The 17,671-nt window shown below is 70.5% G+C and carries 14 protein-coding genes and 1 riboswitch; of the genes, 7 read left to right on the top strand and 7 right to left on the bottom strand.

Annotated elements, in window-relative coordinates:
* Nucleotides 1–32: 32 nt before the first annotated feature.
* From ABZT18_RS09430 to ABZT18_RS09410, 5 genes are all read left to right on the top strand, one after another.
* Nucleotides 33–938, top strand: coding sequence for an ABC transporter permease (locus tag ABZT18_RS09430; protein ID WP_354993949.1), 906 nt, complete (start codon nucleotides 33–35; stop codon nucleotides 936–938).
* Nucleotides 931–1,728, top strand: coding sequence for an ABC transporter ATP-binding protein (locus tag ABZT18_RS09425; protein ID WP_354993950.1), 798 nt, complete (start codon nucleotides 931–933; stop codon nucleotides 1,726–1,728). Before ABZT18_RS09430 ends, ABZT18_RS09425 begins: the two co-directional genes overlap by 8 nt.
* 145 nt (nucleotides 1,729–1,873) lie before the next feature.
* Entirely contained in the window at nucleotides 1,874–3,388 is a 1,515-nt protein-coding gene (locus ABZT18_RS09420) for a bifunctional cytidylyltransferase/SDR family oxidoreductase (protein WP_354993951.1), read from the top strand.
* A gap of 42 nt (nucleotides 3,389–3,430) precedes the next feature.
* Nucleotides 3,431–5,137 (top strand): CDP-glycerol glycerophosphotransferase family protein, encoded by a 1,707-nt coding sequence (locus ABZT18_RS09415; protein WP_354993952.1) that lies wholly within the window; start codon nucleotides 3,431–3,433, stop codon nucleotides 5,135–5,137.
* Nucleotides 5,138–5,315: 178 nt separating this feature from the next.
* The gene (locus ABZT18_RS09410) at nucleotides 5,316–6,644 is read left to right on the top strand and encodes a polysaccharide pyruvyl transferase family protein (RefSeq protein ID WP_354993953.1); all 1,329 of its coding nucleotides are present in this window, start codon (nucleotides 5,316–5,318) and stop codon (nucleotides 6,642–6,644) included.
* Between the two features lie 96 nt (nucleotides 6,645–6,740).
* Here the strand turns inward: ABZT18_RS09410 and ABZT18_RS09405 are convergent, their stop codons facing one another.
* The 5 genes from ABZT18_RS09405 to ABZT18_RS09385 form a co-directional block, all read right to left on the bottom strand.
* Nucleotides 6,741–7,487 (bottom strand): alpha/beta hydrolase, encoded by a 747-nt coding sequence (locus ABZT18_RS09405; RefSeq protein WP_354993954.1) that lies wholly within the window; start codon nucleotides 7,485–7,487, stop codon nucleotides 6,741–6,743.
* A gap of 133 nt (nucleotides 7,488–7,620) precedes the next feature.
* A complete protein-coding gene (locus ABZT18_RS09400; RefSeq protein ID WP_354993955.1) occupies nucleotides 7,621–8,475 on the bottom strand; it encodes a C39 family peptidase in 855 nt (284 codons plus the stop codon).
* 233 nt (nucleotides 8,476–8,708) lie between these two features.
* Nucleotides 8,709–8,850: riboswitch (cyclic di-AMP (ydaO/yuaA leader) on the bottom strand.
* Between the two features lie 284 nt (nucleotides 8,851–9,134).
* The gene (locus ABZT18_RS09395) at nucleotides 9,135–9,905 is read right to left on the bottom strand and encodes a hypothetical protein (RefSeq protein WP_354993956.1); all 771 of its coding nucleotides are present in this window, start codon (nucleotides 9,903–9,905) and stop codon (nucleotides 9,135–9,137) included.
* Between the two features lie 132 nt (nucleotides 9,906–10,037).
* Nucleotides 10,038–10,421, bottom strand: a complete 384-nt coding sequence (locus tag ABZT18_RS09390; RefSeq protein ID WP_354993957.1) for a hypothetical protein — start codon at nucleotides 10,419–10,421, stop codon at nucleotides 10,038–10,040.
* A gap of 91 nt (nucleotides 10,422–10,512) precedes the next feature.
* The gene (locus ABZT18_RS09385; protein ID WP_354993958.1) at nucleotides 10,513–11,766 is read right to left on the bottom strand and encodes an acyltransferase; all 1,254 of its coding nucleotides are present in this window, start codon (nucleotides 11,764–11,766) and stop codon (nucleotides 10,513–10,515) included.
* 136 nt (nucleotides 11,767–11,902) lie between these two features.
* Between ABZT18_RS09385 and ABZT18_RS09380 the strand changes: the two genes are divergently transcribed.
* Both ABZT18_RS09380 and ABZT18_RS09375 read left to right on the top strand, forming a co-directional pair.
* Nucleotides 11,903–12,127, top strand: coding sequence for a hypothetical protein (locus tag ABZT18_RS09380; RefSeq protein ID WP_354993959.1), 225 nt, complete (start codon nucleotides 11,903–11,905; stop codon nucleotides 12,125–12,127).
* Nucleotides 12,128–12,295: 168 nt separating this feature from the next.
* On the top strand, nucleotides 12,296–12,931 hold the full coding sequence (locus ABZT18_RS09375; protein WP_354993960.1) for an alpha-ketoglutarate-dependent dioxygenase AlkB: 636 nt from the start codon (nucleotides 12,296–12,298) through the stop codon (nucleotides 12,929–12,931).
* A 122-nt stretch (nucleotides 12,932–13,053) separates the two neighbouring features.
* On the opposite strand, the gene ABZT18_RS09370 is transcribed toward ABZT18_RS09375, so the two are convergent.
* The gene (locus ABZT18_RS09370) at nucleotides 13,054–15,537 is read right to left on the bottom strand and encodes a DNA topoisomerase IV subunit A (protein ID WP_354993961.1); all 2,484 of its coding nucleotides are present in this window, start codon (nucleotides 15,535–15,537) and stop codon (nucleotides 13,054–13,056) included.
* A 32-nt stretch (nucleotides 15,538–15,569) separates the two neighbouring features.
* Nucleotides 15,570–17,627: a DNA topoisomerase IV subunit B gene (locus ABZT18_RS09365; protein WP_354993962.1), complete on the bottom strand. Its 2,058-nt coding sequence runs from the start codon at nucleotides 17,625–17,627 to the stop codon at nucleotides 15,570–15,572.
* Between the last annotated feature and the right edge of the window lie 44 nt (nucleotides 17,628–17,671).

The raw sequence follows: 17,671 nt of genomic DNA, 5'->3' as shown, positions 1-17,671 counted from the left end.
CCCATCAGCACGAAAGATCGGAGCGCCTCACCATGGCCAACACCGCGGTGGCCGACCTCGAATCCGGGCTGACCCGCGCCCAACTCGCGCAGCGGTACGGGCTGAAGGTCGCCGGGGAACCCCCGTCCCTGGGCGCGTACGCCCGCCAACTGTGGGCGTATCGACACTTCATGTCCGCATACTCGCGGGCGAAGGTCGCCTCGTCATTCAGCAACACGCAACTCGGCCAACTGTGGCAGGTGCTGACCCCGCTCACCAACGCGGCGGTCTACTACCTGATCTTCGGCGTGATCGTGGCGCAGGACCGGCACGTGCCGAACTTCATCGCCTACCTCTGCACCGGCATCTTCATCTTCACGTTCACCCAGAGCGCGGCGCTACAGGGCACCAGCGCGATCACGGGCAACCTGGGGTTGATCCGGGCGCTGCACTTCCCGCGCGCCGCCCTGCCGATCACGGTCACCCTGGTGCAGTTCCAGCAGCTGCTCATGTCGATGTTGGTGCTGGCCGCGATCGTGCTGGCCACCGGGGAGCCGATCACCTTCCGCTGGCTGCTGATCGCGCCAGCGCTACTACTCCAGTCGATCTTCAACATCGGGCTGACCATGATCATGGCCCGGATCGGCTCGAAGATCACCGACCTGAAGCAGGTCATGCCGTTCGTGATGCGGGCCTGGCTCTACGGCTCCGGTGTGCTCTACAGCGTCGCGCTCTTCGCGGAGCGGCTTCCCGGCTGGGCGGCGACCGCGCTGGAGTCCAACCCGATCCTGGTCTACATCGAGCTGGCCCGGTATTCACTGCTCGAATCGGCGTACCCCGACCACATCGCGTCCTCGCCGACGCGGCTGTGGCTCCTCGCCGTGGCCTGGGCGGTGGCCGTCGGCTTCGGCGGGTTCGTTTACTTCTGGCGCGGAGAGAAGGAGTACGGCCGTGGCTGAGCAGACCCTGCCCGCGGTGGACGCCGCCGTGGTGGACACGGGGCGGGTGCCCACCGTCGTGGTGGACGACGTGCACGTGATCTACAAGATCCACAAGGGCGCCACCGGCACCACCAGTCCGGTCTCCGCCCTCAAGCGCATCGTGTCCCGCACCAACGCGCCGAACATCCGCGAGGTGCACGCGGTCAAGGGCGTGAGCTTCACCGCGTACCAGGGTGAGGCCATCGGGCTGATCGGCAGCAACGGCTCCGGCAAGTCGACCCTGCTGCGGGCCATCGCCGGGCTGCTTCCACCGGCCCGGGGCGCGGTCTACACGCTCGGCCAGCCCTCGTTGCTCGGCGTGAACGCGGCCCTGCTCAACGACCTCTCCGGCGAGCGCAACGTGGTGCTCGGCTGCCTGGCCATGGGCATGCCGCCGGAGGAGGTCAAGCGGCTGGCCCCGGAGATCATCGAGTTCTCCGGGATCAACGAACGGGGCGACTTCGCCTCGTTGCCGATGCGCACCTACTCCTCCGGCATGGGCGCCCGGCTGCGCTTCGCCATCTCCTCGGCGAAGAAGCACGACGTGCTGCTCATCGACGAGGCGCTCGCCACCGGCGACCGCAAGTTCCGGGGCCGCAGCGAACAGCGGGTCCGGGAGCTGCGCGACGGCGCCGGCACCGTCTTCCTGGTGAGCCACTCGCTCGGCTCGATCCGGGACACCTGCGAGCGGACCATCTGGCTGGAGGGTGGCGTCCTGAAGATGGACGGCCCGACCGACGAGGTCTGCAACGCCTACGAAGGCAAGTAGACAGGTCGACGACCGCATCGACCGGGCGCACGCTCGGTCGATGCGGTCAGTCGTAGGCGCTAAGGTTTCCTGGGCGTCGACCACAATTCACATCTCGTCATCGACGCGCAGAACGCCCCTTTCGGTGGAAGCGAGGACCGGCAGAATGATCCAGGATCACAGCCCCGTGCTGGGTGCCACGCCGGCGAGCCCGGCACTCTGGCGCCCCTCGCGGACAGTGGCCGTGATCCTCGCCGGGGGTACGGGGACGCGACTCGGGCTCGGGATCCCCAAGCAACTGCTGAAGATCGCCGGTAAGCCGATCATCGAGCACACCCTGGCCATCTTCGAGGCCGCCCCGGAGATCGACGAGATCATCGTGCTGATGGCGACCGGGCACGTCCCCGACGCCCAGCAGATCGTCGACAAGGCCGGCTTCCGCAAGGTCACCAAGGTGATCGAGGGTGGCGACACCCGCAACGCCACCACCCGCATCGCGCTCGACGCGGTCGGAGAGGGCGACGTCAACATCCTCTTCCACGACGCGGTGCGGCCCCTGGTCAGCGGTCGGATCGTCCGCGAGTGCGTGAACGCGCTCTGGAGCTACTCCGCGGTCGACGTGGCCATCCCGTCGGCGGACACGATCATCCAGGTCGACGAGAACGAGTGCATCACCGACATCCCGGTCCGCTCCTCGCTGCGCCGCGGCCAGACCCCGCAGGCGTTCCGCTCCGGCACCATCCGGGATGCCTACCGACACGCCGCGGGCGACCCGAACTTCGCCGCCACCGACGACTGCGGCGTGGTGCTGCGCTACCTGCCCGGCACGCCGATCAAGGTGATCGACGGTTCGGACGAGAACATCAAAGTCACCCACCCGGTCGACGTGCACCTGGCGGACAAGCTCTTCCAGCTCGCCGCGGCGCAGGCACCCCGGCTGACCAACCACCGTAGCTACAGCGAGGAGCTGACCGGCCGCACCATCGTCGTTTTCGGCGGCAGCTACGGCATTGGCCACGAGCTGACCGAGCTGGCCCGGCGCTACGGCGCCCGGGTCTTCCCGTTCAGCCGCTCCAGCACGGGCACCCACGTGGAGCGCGCCGAGGACGTCGAGGCCGCGCTGAAGACCGCCTTCGAGGCCACCGGCCGGATCGACCACGTGGTGGTGACCGCCGGGATCCTGGAGAAGGGCGCCCTCGCCGAGATGGACGAGGAGACGATGGACCGGCTACTCCAGGTCAACTTCGTCGGCCCGGTGACCATCGCCCGCCAGGCCCTTCCGTATCTCGAGCAGACCAAGGGCCAGCTGCTGCTCTACACCTCCAGCTCCTACACCCGGGGACGGGCCCGCTACGCGCTCTACTCGGCCACCAAGGCCGCCCTGGTCAACCTCACCCAGGCGCTCGCCGACGAATGGGCCGACGTCGGCGTACGCGTCAACTGCATCAACCCGGAGCGGACCGCCACTCCGATGCGGACGCGGGCCTTCGGCGAGGAGCCGGAGCACACCCTGCTCGCCGCGGAGGCCGTCGCCCAGTCGTCGCTGGACGTGCTGATCTCGGAGCTCACCGGGCAGGTCATCGACGTACGCCGGGCGCCGGGCGAAGCGGCGCCGGCCGTGCCGGCCCAGACGCCGCGGGTAGCCGACGAGACCAATGTCGCCTCGGCGACCGTCGGCTGACGGCCGAGCACTGCTGACCGGGACGATGGTGAACGGAGCGACATGCGTGGTGACCTGGTCCGGAAACTGATCGCACGGTGCCTGAGCATCGGGCTGGCCGTGCTGGCCTTCCTGGTCGTGGCGCTGACCGGGGCGACCGGTTGGGGGCTGGCGCTGGCGGTGGCCGCCATCGTCGCCACCGCCGCTGAGCGACGGATCCGCCAGGGCGCGGACACCGCCGCCGAGACGACACTGATCGCCGCCGCCGTCCTGGTCGGCTACGCCCGACAGCTGGACGGTGGGTTCGACCCCGCGCTGGCCGCCGCCGCGCTGGTGCTGCTAGGGCTGGTGCTGCTGGTGGGCCCGCTGCGGCACGCCGGCAACCTGGAGATCCGGGCGGCCAACCTGCCGGTGCGGTCCTGGACGGCGCCGGTCGCCACGCACCTCGGCGACGCGCTGCTCGGGCTTCTCGCCGTGGTGGCGCTGGCCGCCGCGGCGACCATGCCGGCCCTGGTCGCCCTCGCGGCGGCCCTGCTGGTCGGCGCCGGCGCCGGCACGATCGCGCTGGATCTGGCCCGACGCCGGTTCCGGCCGCCGGCCGGCGGCGGGGCGGTGGGCCGGGCGCTGCGCCGGCACCAGCCGGAGTTCCTGCTCTACTTCTCCGCGCCTCCCGGCTCGGAGTACCAGGTCACCATGTGGCTGCCGTACCTGGAGCGGATCGGCCGGCCGTTCATGGTCGTGCTGCGGGAGCCGGAGTTCCTGGCCCCGATCGCCGCAGCCACCGATGCACCAGTGGTCTACTGCCCCACCCTGGGGGCGATGGACGAGGCGCTGGTGCCGAGCCTACGGGCGGCGTTCTACGTCAACCACGGTGCGAAGAACAGCCACTGCATCCGCTTCACCCAGCTCACCCACGTCCAGCTGCACCACGGCGACAGCGACAAGGCGCCGAGCGCCAACCCGGTGTCGGGAATCTTCGACCGGATCTTCGTCGCCGGCCCGGCGGCAATCGACCGGTACGCCCGCGCCGGGGTGCAGATCCCGGCGGAGAAGTTCGTGATAGTGGGCCGCCCGCAGGTCGAGTCAATCAACGTACGCCCGGAGTCCCTGGCTGCCGAAGCGCCCCGCACGGTGCTCTACACCCCGACCTGGACGGGACACCACGCGGACGCGGACTACTGCTCGCTGCCGGTGGCCGAACCGATGCTGCGACGGCTGCTCGACCGGGGTGCGACGGTCATCCTGCGCGCCCACCCGTACACCACGCAAAACCCGGCATCGGCACGGCAGCTGGGTCGGCTGACCGAGCTGCTCGCGGCGGACCGGGCGCGGACTGGCCGGCCACACGTCTGGGGCGCCGCCGGCCGCGACCTGAGCCTGGTGGATTGCGTGAACCGCTCCGACGCGCTGATCTCCGACGTCTCCGGGGTGATCTCGGACTACCTCTACTCCGGCAAGCCCTTCGCGGTGACCGACATGGGCGGCGAGGGTGACCGGTTCACCGAGCGGTTCCCGCTGGCCGGCGCGGGCTACGTGCTGCACCGGGACATGACGAACCTGGACGATGTGCTGGGCCGGCTGCTCGGCGCCGATCCGATGGCACCGGAGCGCTGGGCGACGCGGCGGCGCTACCTCGGTGACTTCCCCGCCGAGTCGTACGCCGACGCGTTCCTGGACGCCGCCAGGCGCGAGCTGGAGCCGGACTGGAGCCCGCCGACCCCCGGGCGGTCGGTCGAGCCGGACCTGGTGCCGGTCTCCCCCACCGCCTGAGCCGCCGGGCCGCCGGTGGCGGCTCGGCCTCAGGGCCGATCGCCGCGTGAGGCCAGCGGCCGGTCGGTGGCCTAGTATCGCGAGGCCTGGAGGTAACAGATGTCCCGCCTCCCGGGACATTGCCGGACGATCTCCGGGGTCGGGCGCCACCGCCTCCGGACGAGAGGTGGAGCCACCGATGCATCAGCGGATCCTGCTGCGCGCCCGTAAGGGCCCGTTGGACGTCCTCAGCGCCGAGGAGACCTACGAGCGGGACTGGATCGGTAAGAACACCGGCAATCTGGTCTTCAGCCACGCCGCGCATAAGCTACTGGCCACCTCCACGGCCGAGATCACCCCGTCGCGGTTCCGGGCGGACCCACGCGATGCCGACGAGATCAACGAGAAGTACGACGTCTTCGTGATACCACTGGCCAACGCGTTCCGCCATGACTACGCACACCGGCTGACGACGATGGCCCGGCTGATCGAACGGCTGAAGATCCCGGTGGTGGTACTCGGGGTCGGGGCGCAGACCGACGTGGACGGCAACCTGGAGCAGCTCCGCCCGATCGACGAGCCGGTCAGCGCGTTCTGCCGGGCGGTGCTCGACCGCTCGCACAGCATCGGCGTACGCGGCGAGATCACTGAGAACTACCTACGCAAGCTGGGTTTCTCCGCTGTCGAGCAGATCGGCTGCCCGTCGATGTTCCTGCACGGCGACAGCCTGCGCATCGAGAAGACGAAGGCGACCCTGGGCATCGACGACCGGCTCGCGTTCGTCATCTCGCCGTACGTCAAGGCGTTGGCCCCGCTCGTCCTGCACCACCAGCGGCGCTACCCGAACCTGCGCTACGTGGCACAGGACCTCTACACCCTCGGTACCCTGCTCTACGGCGACGCGCCGAAGCTGCGGGGCATGACCGCCGACATGCCGATTCACACCTCGCACCCGCTCTTCGTCGAGGACAAGGTGCGGATGTTCATGGACCCGTGGCCCTGGATGGAGTATCTCTCCGGGTTCGACTTCGCCTTCGGCACCCGGATCCACGGCACCATCACGGCGTTGATCTCGGGCATCCCCGGCTATCTGCTGGCGCACGACTCGCGCACCCTGGAGCTGGCCCGATACTTCGACATCCCGCACCGTTTGATGCGCGATGTGCCGGCCGACGTCGACGCTGCCCAGCTCTATGCGGAAGCCGACTACACGGCCCTGAACGAGGGCCACAAGGAGCGCTTCACGCGGATCACCGCGTTCCTCGCCAAGCACGACCTCGGCCTCTCGTTCGCCGACGGAGACAGCGCTACCCGCTTCGACGAGCAGGTCCGCCAGACCGTCTACCCACCTGCGGTCCGGCCGGTCTCCGCCTACTCTCCCGAGGAGTTGCTGACGCGCATCCAGTGGCTGCGGGACGAGAACCGGACGCTCCAGAAAAAGGTCAAGACCCTCCACGCGCAGTCACTGCGCGAGCGGGTCAAGCAGGCCGTCGCCGGCCGGGTCCGCCGGATGCTCGGAGCCAACTGACCAGCCACTGCATCCGCTTCACCCAGCTCGCCCACGTCCAACTGCATCACGGCGACAGCGGGAAGGCACCGAGCGCGTCCGCACCGTTGTGACCGATCACCGGTATGGGTCCACCAGCGCCAGAACGGCCGCTCGGTCCTCCACGTGCGCGTTGTGGCCGAGACCGGGCAGCGTGGCGACCGGTACGCCGTACTCCTTGAGCTGCTGGTCGGTGACCATCGGGTCGTGCTCGCCACGCGCCAGCACCACCGGCACGTCGGTCGCCGCCAGCAACGGGGCCAGGTCGGGCTCGCCGACGCCGAAGGCTGTCGGGTCCATGGCGAGGCGCCACCGGCCGTCGACCTGACGCAACCCGGCGTCCACCACCGGATGATCCGGCGGGACCAGGCCGACCAACCCGGAGACGCGCAGGTAGCGGCGGGCCGCCTCGGTGCGGCTGGCGAACCAGCTCACCGGGCGCGCGGCGAGCTCCGCGGCGCGGGCCAGCTCGGCCGGCGACCAGAGCGCCTTGATGCCGAGCCCGACCACCGCGTCCACCGGTATCCCGGTGGCGCGGGCGGCCAGCGCCAGGCCGACCACCCCGCCCAGCGAGTGCCCGAGCACGACGAGCCGGTCGTCGGCGGCCAGGCCGTGGGCGATCCGGCCGGCGAAACCAGCAAAGGTGTACGACGGCAGCGGGGCCGACCAGCCGTGGCCGGCGAGGTCCGGTGCCAGCCACCGCCCGGGCCAGTGCTGCTCCAGCAACGGCGCCCACGGCAGCCAGACGTCTCCGGTCGCCCCCATCCCGTGCAGCAGCAACAGGATCGGCCCACGGCCTGCCCGGCCACCTGATTCATCCACCACGGCCGCAGTCTCCCACGGTTCGCGACCAGGTACGAGGATCGTCGATGCGGCGCAGGCCTGACCGCTCGGTGAAGACGCCGCGGGCGCCGGCCCCTTGTGGGGGACGGCGCCCGCGGCGGTCAACGTGCCTGGGTCAGGCGGAGTAGCCCCGGCTGGCGATCCAGTTGGCCAGGTCGATCGTGGTGATCCAGTACGACGGGTCGGCCGCGTTGGCCGAGTCGGCGATTCGCACGGTCCGGCCGTTGTCCTTGTAACCCACCACGGCGATGTAGTGCCCGCCGCCGTAGGAGTGCCAGCCGCCGTTGGTGTCGGTGGCGTCGCCGACGACGTTGGCCACCACACCGCGACCGTCGGTGATCGCCTTGACCACGTCGGCCTGGAGCTGGTCCATCTGGGCCGAGCTGGGCGTGCCGGCGAACATCCGGGTCCGGTACGGGGAGCCCTTCACCTCGGCGTTGAGCACCCGGGTGGTGTCCAGGGCCGAGTTGGTGCCCATCTCGGTGGTGCCCAGCTCGGCGCCCAGCTCATCCTGGGTGCGGTTGATGCCGGCGGCGCTGAGAGCGTTGCGGGTGGCAGCCGGGCCGCAGTTGTAGTACGTGTTCTGCACCTGGTAGTCGTAGTCGAGCACCTTGGTCGCGGGCGGCTTCGGCGGCTCCGGCTTACGGGTCAGGTCCGGGTTGCTGCTGGCCTTGGCTGCGGGCGACGCGGCACTGGTGGCCGGCGCGGGGGCGGCGGTGGTCGGTGCGGTGCTGGCCGAGGAGGACGCGTCGCGCGCCTCGCTGCGGGAGGCAGCGGTGTCGCTGCGCATCTCGGCGACCGTGGTCACGGTGTGCTGGCTGGCCGGGGCGTCGTCGGTGCTGGTGACCAGGGCGCCGGTGGTGCTGGCGATCGCGAGGGCCGCGGCGGAGGCGACAACGATCTGGTAAGGGCGCTCGGTGGCGAGGCGGCGGAGCTGACGCTTCAGGGTGTGCTTCACGGGGTCCTCCACGGATCGGGGGGAGAGCGGCACACCGGGGGCCGGACCGGCATCCGGGCAGGCGCCAGCGCGCGGACCGTGGTCCGCGGATGGTGAACCGCTCAGGGGAACGCCCGGCGCGGCCGGGCGGGAAAGGCAGTGACCCGGGGGTCAGCTCACCGTCACTGGACGAATGAGCGGGGGCACCGCTGCGCCGTGGAGGCGAGGGAACAACCGAGGGATGGAAAGGTGCTGCACGAGGATAGAACTCCTTCCGACACCGCCTACCGGGTTAGCTGACGGATTCGGGCGGGAAGATCGCCCTACCGCGGGCCGTGGCTCGCGGATTCACCCCGGACTTACTGATGGGTCCCCGGTTCGTAGATCACGATTGAGCGGGTCGGCGCGGCGTCGCCTCTTGCGAACGGTTACCGCACCGGACAGGACGACAGTACTGGCCGGCCCTTCCCCTGCCAAGCCGGGTTCACCTGCGTAAACTCCAATCGGCGCGACAATTTCTGCGCGTATTGCCGATGATGTGACTCGATGGGACAACCGGTTACGGCGACGCCTGCGGGCGACAACCGGACAGGCCGCCGATTATGCGGCCACAATCATGGGAAAAATCGAGCCAATCGTGCCCGACGCCCGATTCGCCATTGACATGACCGGGCTCACATAACGGATCGGGCTCAACCCGCGCGAGCCGGGCGCCAGCGTGCCACGAGTGCGGGACGGAACGCCCGGGTAGCCGCCCGGCGGGCGGGTACCGGGTTCGGCCGCAGCCGGGCCGCTGCCGCGTACGCCTCCTCGGCGAGAGTGCGGGCCGACTCGGCGGCCAGTTCCGCGTCCCGCCAGGCGGCCCGCTCCCGGGTGGCGGCGGCCTGGTAGTCGGCCAGCCTCGCGTCCCGGATCGCCCGGCTCAGCAGCACCTCCTGCTCGACCGGGTGCCGCCGGGGATCCCACCCGTGCCGATGCCCGAACACGTCGCCGAACTGCGCCATGGTCAGGTCGCCCCGCCAGTGCGCCGCCGCCGCCGCGCGATGCAGGTAGCGCTCCCGGGAGGCGTACTCGGCGGGGGTGCGGGGGGTATGCGGGGTGGGCAGCGCCCCGGCACCCGCGAAGCGACGGGCGGCGGTGTCCGCCTCGTCGTACCCGCCCCAGGCCCGCTCCATCTGCTCCTGAGCGGTCAGCCAGGCCACGCGGCGCCGCCGTGCGGTCCTGGTCGCGCCGGCCGCGGCGACGGCCACCTCCTCGGCGTACCGGCGCAGGTCGACGGCCTCGGCCGCGGCCAACTCCCGGGCGGTGGGCGCGGTCGGGAGCGGGTCGTCCGTTGGCCGGTCCCGCTCGGGGCGGGCGGCCAGCACGATGAGTACGCCCAGTGCCAGCAGGAACAGGGCCGACCAGATGGCGGCGGCCTGCGGCACCTCGGTCACGAACTGGTAGAAGACGACGGTCTCCATGGTCGGCACCTCGGGGAGAGAGCAATGCGGTGGGAGCCCCACCGGCCACCGGGCCACGGTGGGCCACGAATCGGCGGGGTGCGGAGCGGGTGGATCGACAGGGCGCGGCGACGGGACGCTCGTCCCGGTGGCTCAGCGCCCTGGTGGGGCCCGGGGCGCCCGGCCGCTCGGACCGTCGACGAGGGGCAGCCGGTCGGACCCGGCCCCGCACACCGACAGCACGCCGGCCGCCGCGACGGTGCCCCGGCCGGCGGGCAGCGCCGGTTGCGAGTCGACCGACCAGGCCGGCAAGGAGGTCTCGACGGCTCCCTCAGGGGCCACCTGGGCCGATTGCGCAGCCGTTGGCACGGCGCTCAGGGTCGGCACGGAACTCGGCCCGGCGCTCAGGGTTGGCGTGGCGGCCGAGGCCGGGCCTGCGCCAAGCGCCAGGGCCGCGACGACGGCGAGGCTGGTCAGCACCCGTGTCGCCCAGCGCGCCACCCACCACAGGGGACAGGTGAACGCGACCGGAAGCACGCCCCCACGCTACCGTCACGCCGACCCGGGCGCATCGACCACGGGCGTGTCGGCGTACGCCGCGCCGACCGCGCTGACCAGTGCGGACGCCTCAGCGCGAGTCGACGTACGTCGATCGGCCGCTGGCCTGCTCGACGTCGCCGCCGGCGGCTTCGCCGGCCTGGGCCTGGGTCCCGACGCCATCGGCGGTGCGGTCTTCGTGGCCGCTGACTTCGATGCTGGCGGTGCGTTGCTGAGGGACGGACACCTGGCGGGCCGGGCGGCGTGGAGCGAGCCGGCGCATCATCGGGGTCTCGACGAAGCGGTGCAGCAGCCCGGCGAGGACCAGGTTCACCAGCAGGAAGCCGAGCACCGCGACGGGGCCACGCCAGCCCTGGAAGCCGGTCCCCCAGTCACCGCTCCAGCGCAGCACGCTCGTCATCACCAGCACGTGCACCAGGTAGAAGGCGAAGGAGACCTCGCCGAGCCAGACCACCGGTCGGGACCGCCACGGGGAACGCTTACCTCGGACGTCCGCGTCCGCGGCGGCAGTGATCACCAGCAGGTACGCCACCGCGAGCAGCGTGGTCCACAGCTCGGCGCGAATCCATTCTGCCGCTGCCACCCAGGTGGCCAGGAAGATCACGCTGGCTGCGGTCAGCCCCGGGCCGCGCCAGAGGCCACGGCGCATCAGCTCGGCCGCCACCGCGCCCATCCAGAACTCCAGCGACCGTACGGGCGGGAAGATCTGCGTGAACCACCAGCGGCTCGCCTCCGGCACCAGGTGCTGGGCCGGCCAGAGCGCGAGGATCAGCAGAGGTAGCGCGACGATCAGCACCCAGAGCAGCTTCGGCCGGGCCCGGCGCAGCAGCGGCAGCGCCAACGGCAGGCAGAGGTAGAAGAAGAACTCGCAGGAGAGCGACCAGCTCACGGTGTTGATGCTGTAGAACCAGCCCGGTCGGGGATCCCAGGCCTGCAACAACAGCAGGTTCTCCAGCGCGACCGCCGGCAGGACCGGGTCGGCGAACCACCAGGCGACCAGCAGCGCCGCCCCCCACAGCACCAGGTGATTCGGATAGATCTTGGCGACCCGTCGCCGCCAGAAGGTGCGCCGGGAGTCGCCTACGCGGGCCGACCAGACCAGCACGAAACCGCTCAGGATGAAGAAGAACTGCACCCCGGACAGGCCGAGGGTGAACAACGCGTCGACCACGGCCTTGTAGTCCGGCTCGGCGATGATCCGCATGGTGCCCGCGTGGAATCCGAAGACCAGCAACGCGGCGATCCAGCGCAGCCCGGTCAGCGAGGGCAGCCGGGCCGACGCGGGGGTGGGCCGGGCAGCCGTCGCCGCGGCGGCGCTCGTCATGCTGGGATCCCGACGCTCGGCAACGTCACCAGCACGTGCGTGTCCTCCTCGGTACGACGTCGGACGGCGCGACGGCGACGCCCGCGACGGCCCAGCAGGGGCCGCACCCGGGGCACCCTACCCGGGGCACTCCCGGGTGAACCGGACGCGTTCCACCCCGCCAACGCGGCTGCCGGAGCTGACCGCCGGTGGGTCGCCGGACGAGCCGCCCGCGCGACGGCGGCGCGCACCCTGCACGGGCTGCTCGGCTCGCGGCGCGACGCTGGCCGCGCAAGCCTGGTCCACCGTCGACGGGCAGGGAAGGGCACGGGTCGTGGACGCGGTGTTCGACGCCGTACGCCCCGCCGACGTACGCGACTGACGCTGTCGCACGCGAGCGACGCCGCGCCCGCCATGGTCACGCTCGATCCTGGAAATAGTCCCCTCGATCGCGCGGGATGCCACTACATCCAGGATCGAGCACGATCTTGAGGGATGCGCGTGGCACAGACATAGCACGGGTGTACGAAACGGCTGCTAGGGTGGCCGCATGACGCAGGCCGCCTACCAGCCGTCGATGCTCGACCTGGCCGACGCCGGGCCGACCCTGGGGCCACTGCCCGGCCAGATCCGGCGACACCAGCTCAGCCGGGGCGCCTGGGTCGACCACCTCCCCGGCTGGGTGCGCGGCTCCGACGCCGTCCTCGACACCCTGCTCACCGAGGTGCCCTGGCGTGCCGAGCGGCGCACCATGTACGACACCGAGGTCGACGTGCCCCGCCTGCTCTGTTGGTACGACAGCGAGAGGCAACTTCCCCACCCCGTCCTCACCGCGGCACGGGCGGAGCTGACCCGGCACTACGCGCCCGAGCTGGGCGAGCCCTTCGTCACCGCGGGCATGTGCCTCTACCGAACCGGTCGGGACAGCGTCGCCTGGCACGGCGACACCATCGGCCGGTCAGCACACACCGACACCATCGTCGCGATCGTCTCCTTCGGAGCACCCCGACCGCTGCTGCTGCGCCCACGTGGCGGCGGCGGCAGCCTGCGCTTCCCGGTGGGCCACGGCGACCTGATCGTGATGGGCGGCTCGTGCCAACGCACCTGGGAACACGCCATCCCGAAAACCACCCGCCCGGTAGGCCCCCGAGTAAGCGTCCAGTTCCGCCCCATAAACGTCGCCTGATCCCCACCCCCGCCAGCACCCTTTTTGATCATGAAGTTATTGCCGGAAACACCGGCGTGTCACGGCAATAACTTCATGATCAACCAGGGCGGCCGGGCGGGACCGGTCCCCGGTGGGGGCGGTTAGTCGCGTTCGATCAGGTGGCCTACCACCGTTGGGCCGAGCATCACGGCGAAGCCGGAGCCGTCGCGGCGGGGGTCCGCCGTGGGCAGCTCTACCGGGTCGCCGGTGCCGGTCGCGCCGACGGGGCGCGGACCCACCCAGGCGACCGCCACGTCCGTCTCACCCTTGAGGAAGCGGTGCGCGCGCACGCCGCCGGTCGCCCGGCCCTTCACCGGGTACGCCTTGAACGGCGTCACCTTGACCGTCGCCCCGGTGGAGGTGACCACCATCGGCTCGCCATGCCCCGGGTCGTCGGTGCGTACCGCGCCGAAGAACGCCACCCGCGCTCCAGCGGGCAGGTTGATCCCGGCCATGCCGCCGCCCTTGAGACCCTGCGGACGGACCAGCGCCGCGGGGAAGCGCAACAGCGACGCCTCGGAGGTGACGAAGGTCAGCGTCTCGGCGCCGTCGGCCAGCCAGGTCGCCCCGACCACCTCGTCACCGTCGCGCAGACCGATCACCTCGAACTCGTCGGAGCGCACCGGCCACTCCGGCGCACAGATCTTCACCATGCCCTGCCGGGTGCCCAGCGCCAGCCCCGGTGAGCCCTCCGCCTGCCCGCCCAGCGGAGCCAGACCAACGACGGTCTCCCCCGCCGCCAACGGCACCAGCTCGGCCGCGGACATACCGCCCCGCAGCGACACCGTGCCGGCCTGCTCGGGCAGCACCGGCAGCGGCAGAACGTCGACCTTGAAGGCCCGACCGGCACTGGTCAGCAGCAGCACCCGACCACGGGCGGTGGAGTGCGCGATCGCGCGTACCGTGTCGTGCTTGACCCGACCGTTGCGCCGGCGCCCCTCGGCGCTCTCCTCCGACTCGGCCGCGGTGCGCGCGACCAACCCGGTCGCGGAGAGAATCACCTGGCACGGGTCGTCGGCGACCTCCAGCGGACCGGCCGGTATGGACGCGGCCAGCACCTCCTTGAGATCACCGTCGACCAGCGTCGTACGCCGCTCGGTGCTGAACTGCTTGACCACGGCCGCCAGCTCGTCGGAGACCAGCTTCTTGAGCACCCGCTCGTCGTCGAGGATCGTGCTCAGCTCGGCGATCTCGGCACGCAGCCGCTCCTGCTCTGCCTCCAGCTCGATCCGGTCGAACTTGGTCAACCGGCGCAGCGGAGTGTCCAGAATGTAGGTGGCCTGGATGTCGGAGAGGCCGAACCGGCTCATCAGCCCGTCCTTCGCGGCCTGCGCGTCGTCGCTGCCCCGGATCAGCCGGACCACCTCGTCGATGTCCAGCAGAGCGATCAGCAGACCGTCGACGAGGTGCAGCCGTTCCTGGCGCTTGCGACGACGGTACGAGGTACGTCGGGTGACCACCTCGTACCGGTGGGCCAGGAAGACCTCCAGCAGCGCCTTCAGCCCGAGGGTGCGCGGCTGCCCGTCGACCAGGACCAGGTTGTTGACGCCGAACGACTGCTCCAGCGGGGTGAGCCGGTAGAGGTCGGCGAGCAGCGCCTGCGGGTTGACCCCGACCTTGCACTCGACGACGAGTCGGGTGCCGCTCTCCCGGTCGGTGAGGTCCTTGACGTCGGCGATGCCGGTCAGCCGCTTGGTCTTGGTGACCTCGTTGGTGATCGCCGCGATGACCTTCTCCGCGCCGACACCGTAGGGCAGCTCGACCACCGTGATCGCCTGGCGACCCCGGCTGCCCTCGATCGGGCCGATCTCCACCTTGCCGCGCATCCGCACCACGCCGCGCCCGGTCTCGTACGCCCGGCGCACCTCGTCCAGGCCGAGCAGCACCCCACCGGTGGGCAGGTCGGGGCCGGGGACGAACTCCATGAGTTTGTCCAGAGTGGCGTCCGGGTGGTTGATCAGCCAGCGGGCTGCCTGAACGACCTCGGCCAGGTTGTGCGGGATCATGTTGGTGGCCATCCCGACCGCGATCCCGGACGCGCCGTTGACCAGCAGGTTGGGGAAGGCGGCCGGCAGCACGGTCGGCTGGGTCAGCGACCCGTCGTAGTTGGGCTCGACGTCGACGGTGTCCTCGCCCAGCTCACCGACGAGCAGCATCGCCTCGCGGGACATCCGCGCTTCGGTATATCTCGATGCTGCCGGTCCGTCATCTGGGGATCCGAAATTTCCATGCCCGTCGATGAGTGGCACGTTGAGCGAGAAGTCCTGCGCGAGGCGGACCATAGCGTCATAGATCGCCGTATCACCGTGCGGATGGTACTTTCCCATTGTATCGCCGACAATTCGGGCAGACTTCACGTGCCCGCGATCCGGCCGGTAGCCCTGCTCGTACATTGACCAGAGGATGCGCCGGTGTACGGGCTTGAGACCGTCACGGGCGTCGGGCAGGGCACGGGAGTGGATGACCGAGAACGCGTACTCCAGGTAGGAGTCGGAGACCTCGGTGACCAGCGGGTTGTCGAAGACCCGCGCGCCGGCCTGGTCGAACGAGGAGAGATCGACCTTGTTTTCCTTACGGCGTGCCATGACTCAGCTATCCCCTTGAACGAGACCGGTGCTCATGCGTCGATCGCATCCCGGTCGACCCGGTCGGCGGAGTCGATGAGCCAGTTGCGGCGCGGTTCGACCTTCTCCCCCATCAGCAGTTCGAGGATCCGCTCGGCGGCGTCGACGTCGTCGAGGGTGATCCGGCGGACGGCTCGGGTGGCAGGGTTCATCGTGGTGTCCCACAACTCGTCGGCGTCCATCTCACCGAGGCCCTTGAAGCGTGGGATGGGCGTGACGATCTGCTTGCCGGACTTCTCCAGCTTGCGGACCGTCGCCTCCATCTCCGCCTGGGTGTAGGTGTAGACCGTCTGTGGGCTACGCCCCTTGGTGGTGATCTTGTGCAGGGGCGGCATCGCGGCGTAGAGCCGACCGGCCTCGATCAACGGGCGCATGTACCGCGCGAAGAGGGTGATCAGCAGCGTACGGATGTGCGCGCCGTCCACGTCGGCGTCGGCCATGATCAGCACCCGGCCGTAGCGCAGCGAGGAGAGATCGAACGTACGCCCCGAGCCAGCCCCGAGGACCTGGACGATCGCCGCGCACTCGACATTGTCCAGAACCTGCTGGAGGTTGGCCTTCTGCACGTTGAGGATCTTGCCCCGGATCGGCAGCAACGCCTGGTATTCCGAGGAACGGGCCATGCGGCTCGTTCCGAGGGCGCTGTCCCCTTCGACGATGAACAGCTCACTGCGGTCGATGCCGGTGGCCCGGCAGTCGACCAGCTTCGGCGGCATGGACGCGCCCTCCAGGGCGGTCTTACGCCGGGCGGCGTCCTTCTGCTGCTTCTGGGTGAGTCGCACCCGGGCCGCGTCGACGATCTTCTGCAGGACGGTGCGCGCCTCGGCCTTGCTGCGCTTGTCCTCCAGCCAGGCCTTGATGTGCGCGTCGACCAGGGTCTGGATGACCTTGGTGATGCCGGTGGTGGAGAGCTCGTCCTTGGTCTGCGAGGTGAACTGCGGCTCGGGGATCCGCACGTGCACCACCGCGGTCATACCCTCCAGGACGTCGTCCAGGGTGGGCGGCTCCTCCTTGGCCTTGAGCAGGCCGCGGGTGTTGCGGATCGCGTCGGCGAGGGTGCGGACGAGGGCCCGCTCGAAGCCCTTGCGGTGGGTGCCGCCATGCGCGTTGCGGATGGTGTTGGTGAAGCACTCGACGGTGCGCTCGTAGCCGGTGCCCCACCGGAACGCCACCTCGACCTCGGCGCGCCGTTGCACGTTGGACTGCATGACACCGTTGGCGTCGGCGGCGTTCTCCCGGTAGGTCCCCTCGCCGTTGACCAGCAGGGTGCCGGAGACCGGCCGGTCGCCGGCCGGGGCGAGGAACTCCACCATGTCGCTGAGCCCGTTGGGGTAGTGGAACCGCTCCTCGGTGGGTGCCTCGCCGGTCAGGTCGCGCAGCAGGTAGGTCACGCCGGGGACCAGGAAGGCGGTGTTGCGCAGCTTCGTGCGGACCGCTTCGACGTCGAGCGCGGCGCCGGTCTCGAAGTATCGAGCGTCGTGCCACCAACGGATCGAGGTGCCGGTGCGTTGGCCGCGCTTCATCGCGCCGACGACCTGGAGCCCGGGGCCGGCGGTGAAGGGCGCGTCCGGCCCGTCGCCGTCGAAGATGCCCGGGACGCCGTGCCGGAAGGACATCGCGTGGATCTTGCCGGCCCGGCGGACGGTCACGTCGAACCGGTGGGACAGCGCGTTGACCGCCGAGGCGCCGACGCCGTGCAGGCCGCCCGAGGTCTTGTAGCCGGAGCCGCCGAACTTGCCGCCGGCGTGCAGCCGGGTGAGTACCAGCTCGACGCCGGAGATGCCGGATTTGGCGTGCACGTCGGTGGGGATGCCCCGGCCGTCGTCATCGACGCGCACCGAGCCGTCGGCGTGCAGCGTCACCTCGACGCTGCCGGCATGACCGGCGACACCCTCGTCGGTGGAGTTGTCGAGGATCTCGTTGACGAGGTGACCCACGCCACGGCTGTCAGTGGAACCGATGTACATGCCGGGCCGCTTGCGGACAGCGTCCAGCCCCTCAAGGTGCGTGAGGTCATCGGCCCCGTACAGGGTGTCAGGCTCTGCGGTCAACTGGTCGTACTCCCCGGTCTCGGCGGTGTGCAGCCGGTCGCCGG

Origin of the sequence: Micromonospora sp. NPDC005291 (assembly GCF_040607415.1) — a bacterium.
In the GTDB taxonomy this organism is placed as follows: domain Bacteria; phylum Actinomycetota; class Actinomycetes; order Mycobacteriales; family Micromonosporaceae; genus Micromonospora.
The sequence above is the reverse complement of the archived record's forward strand: the minus strand, read 5'-3'. Positions and strand labels throughout refer to the sequence as shown.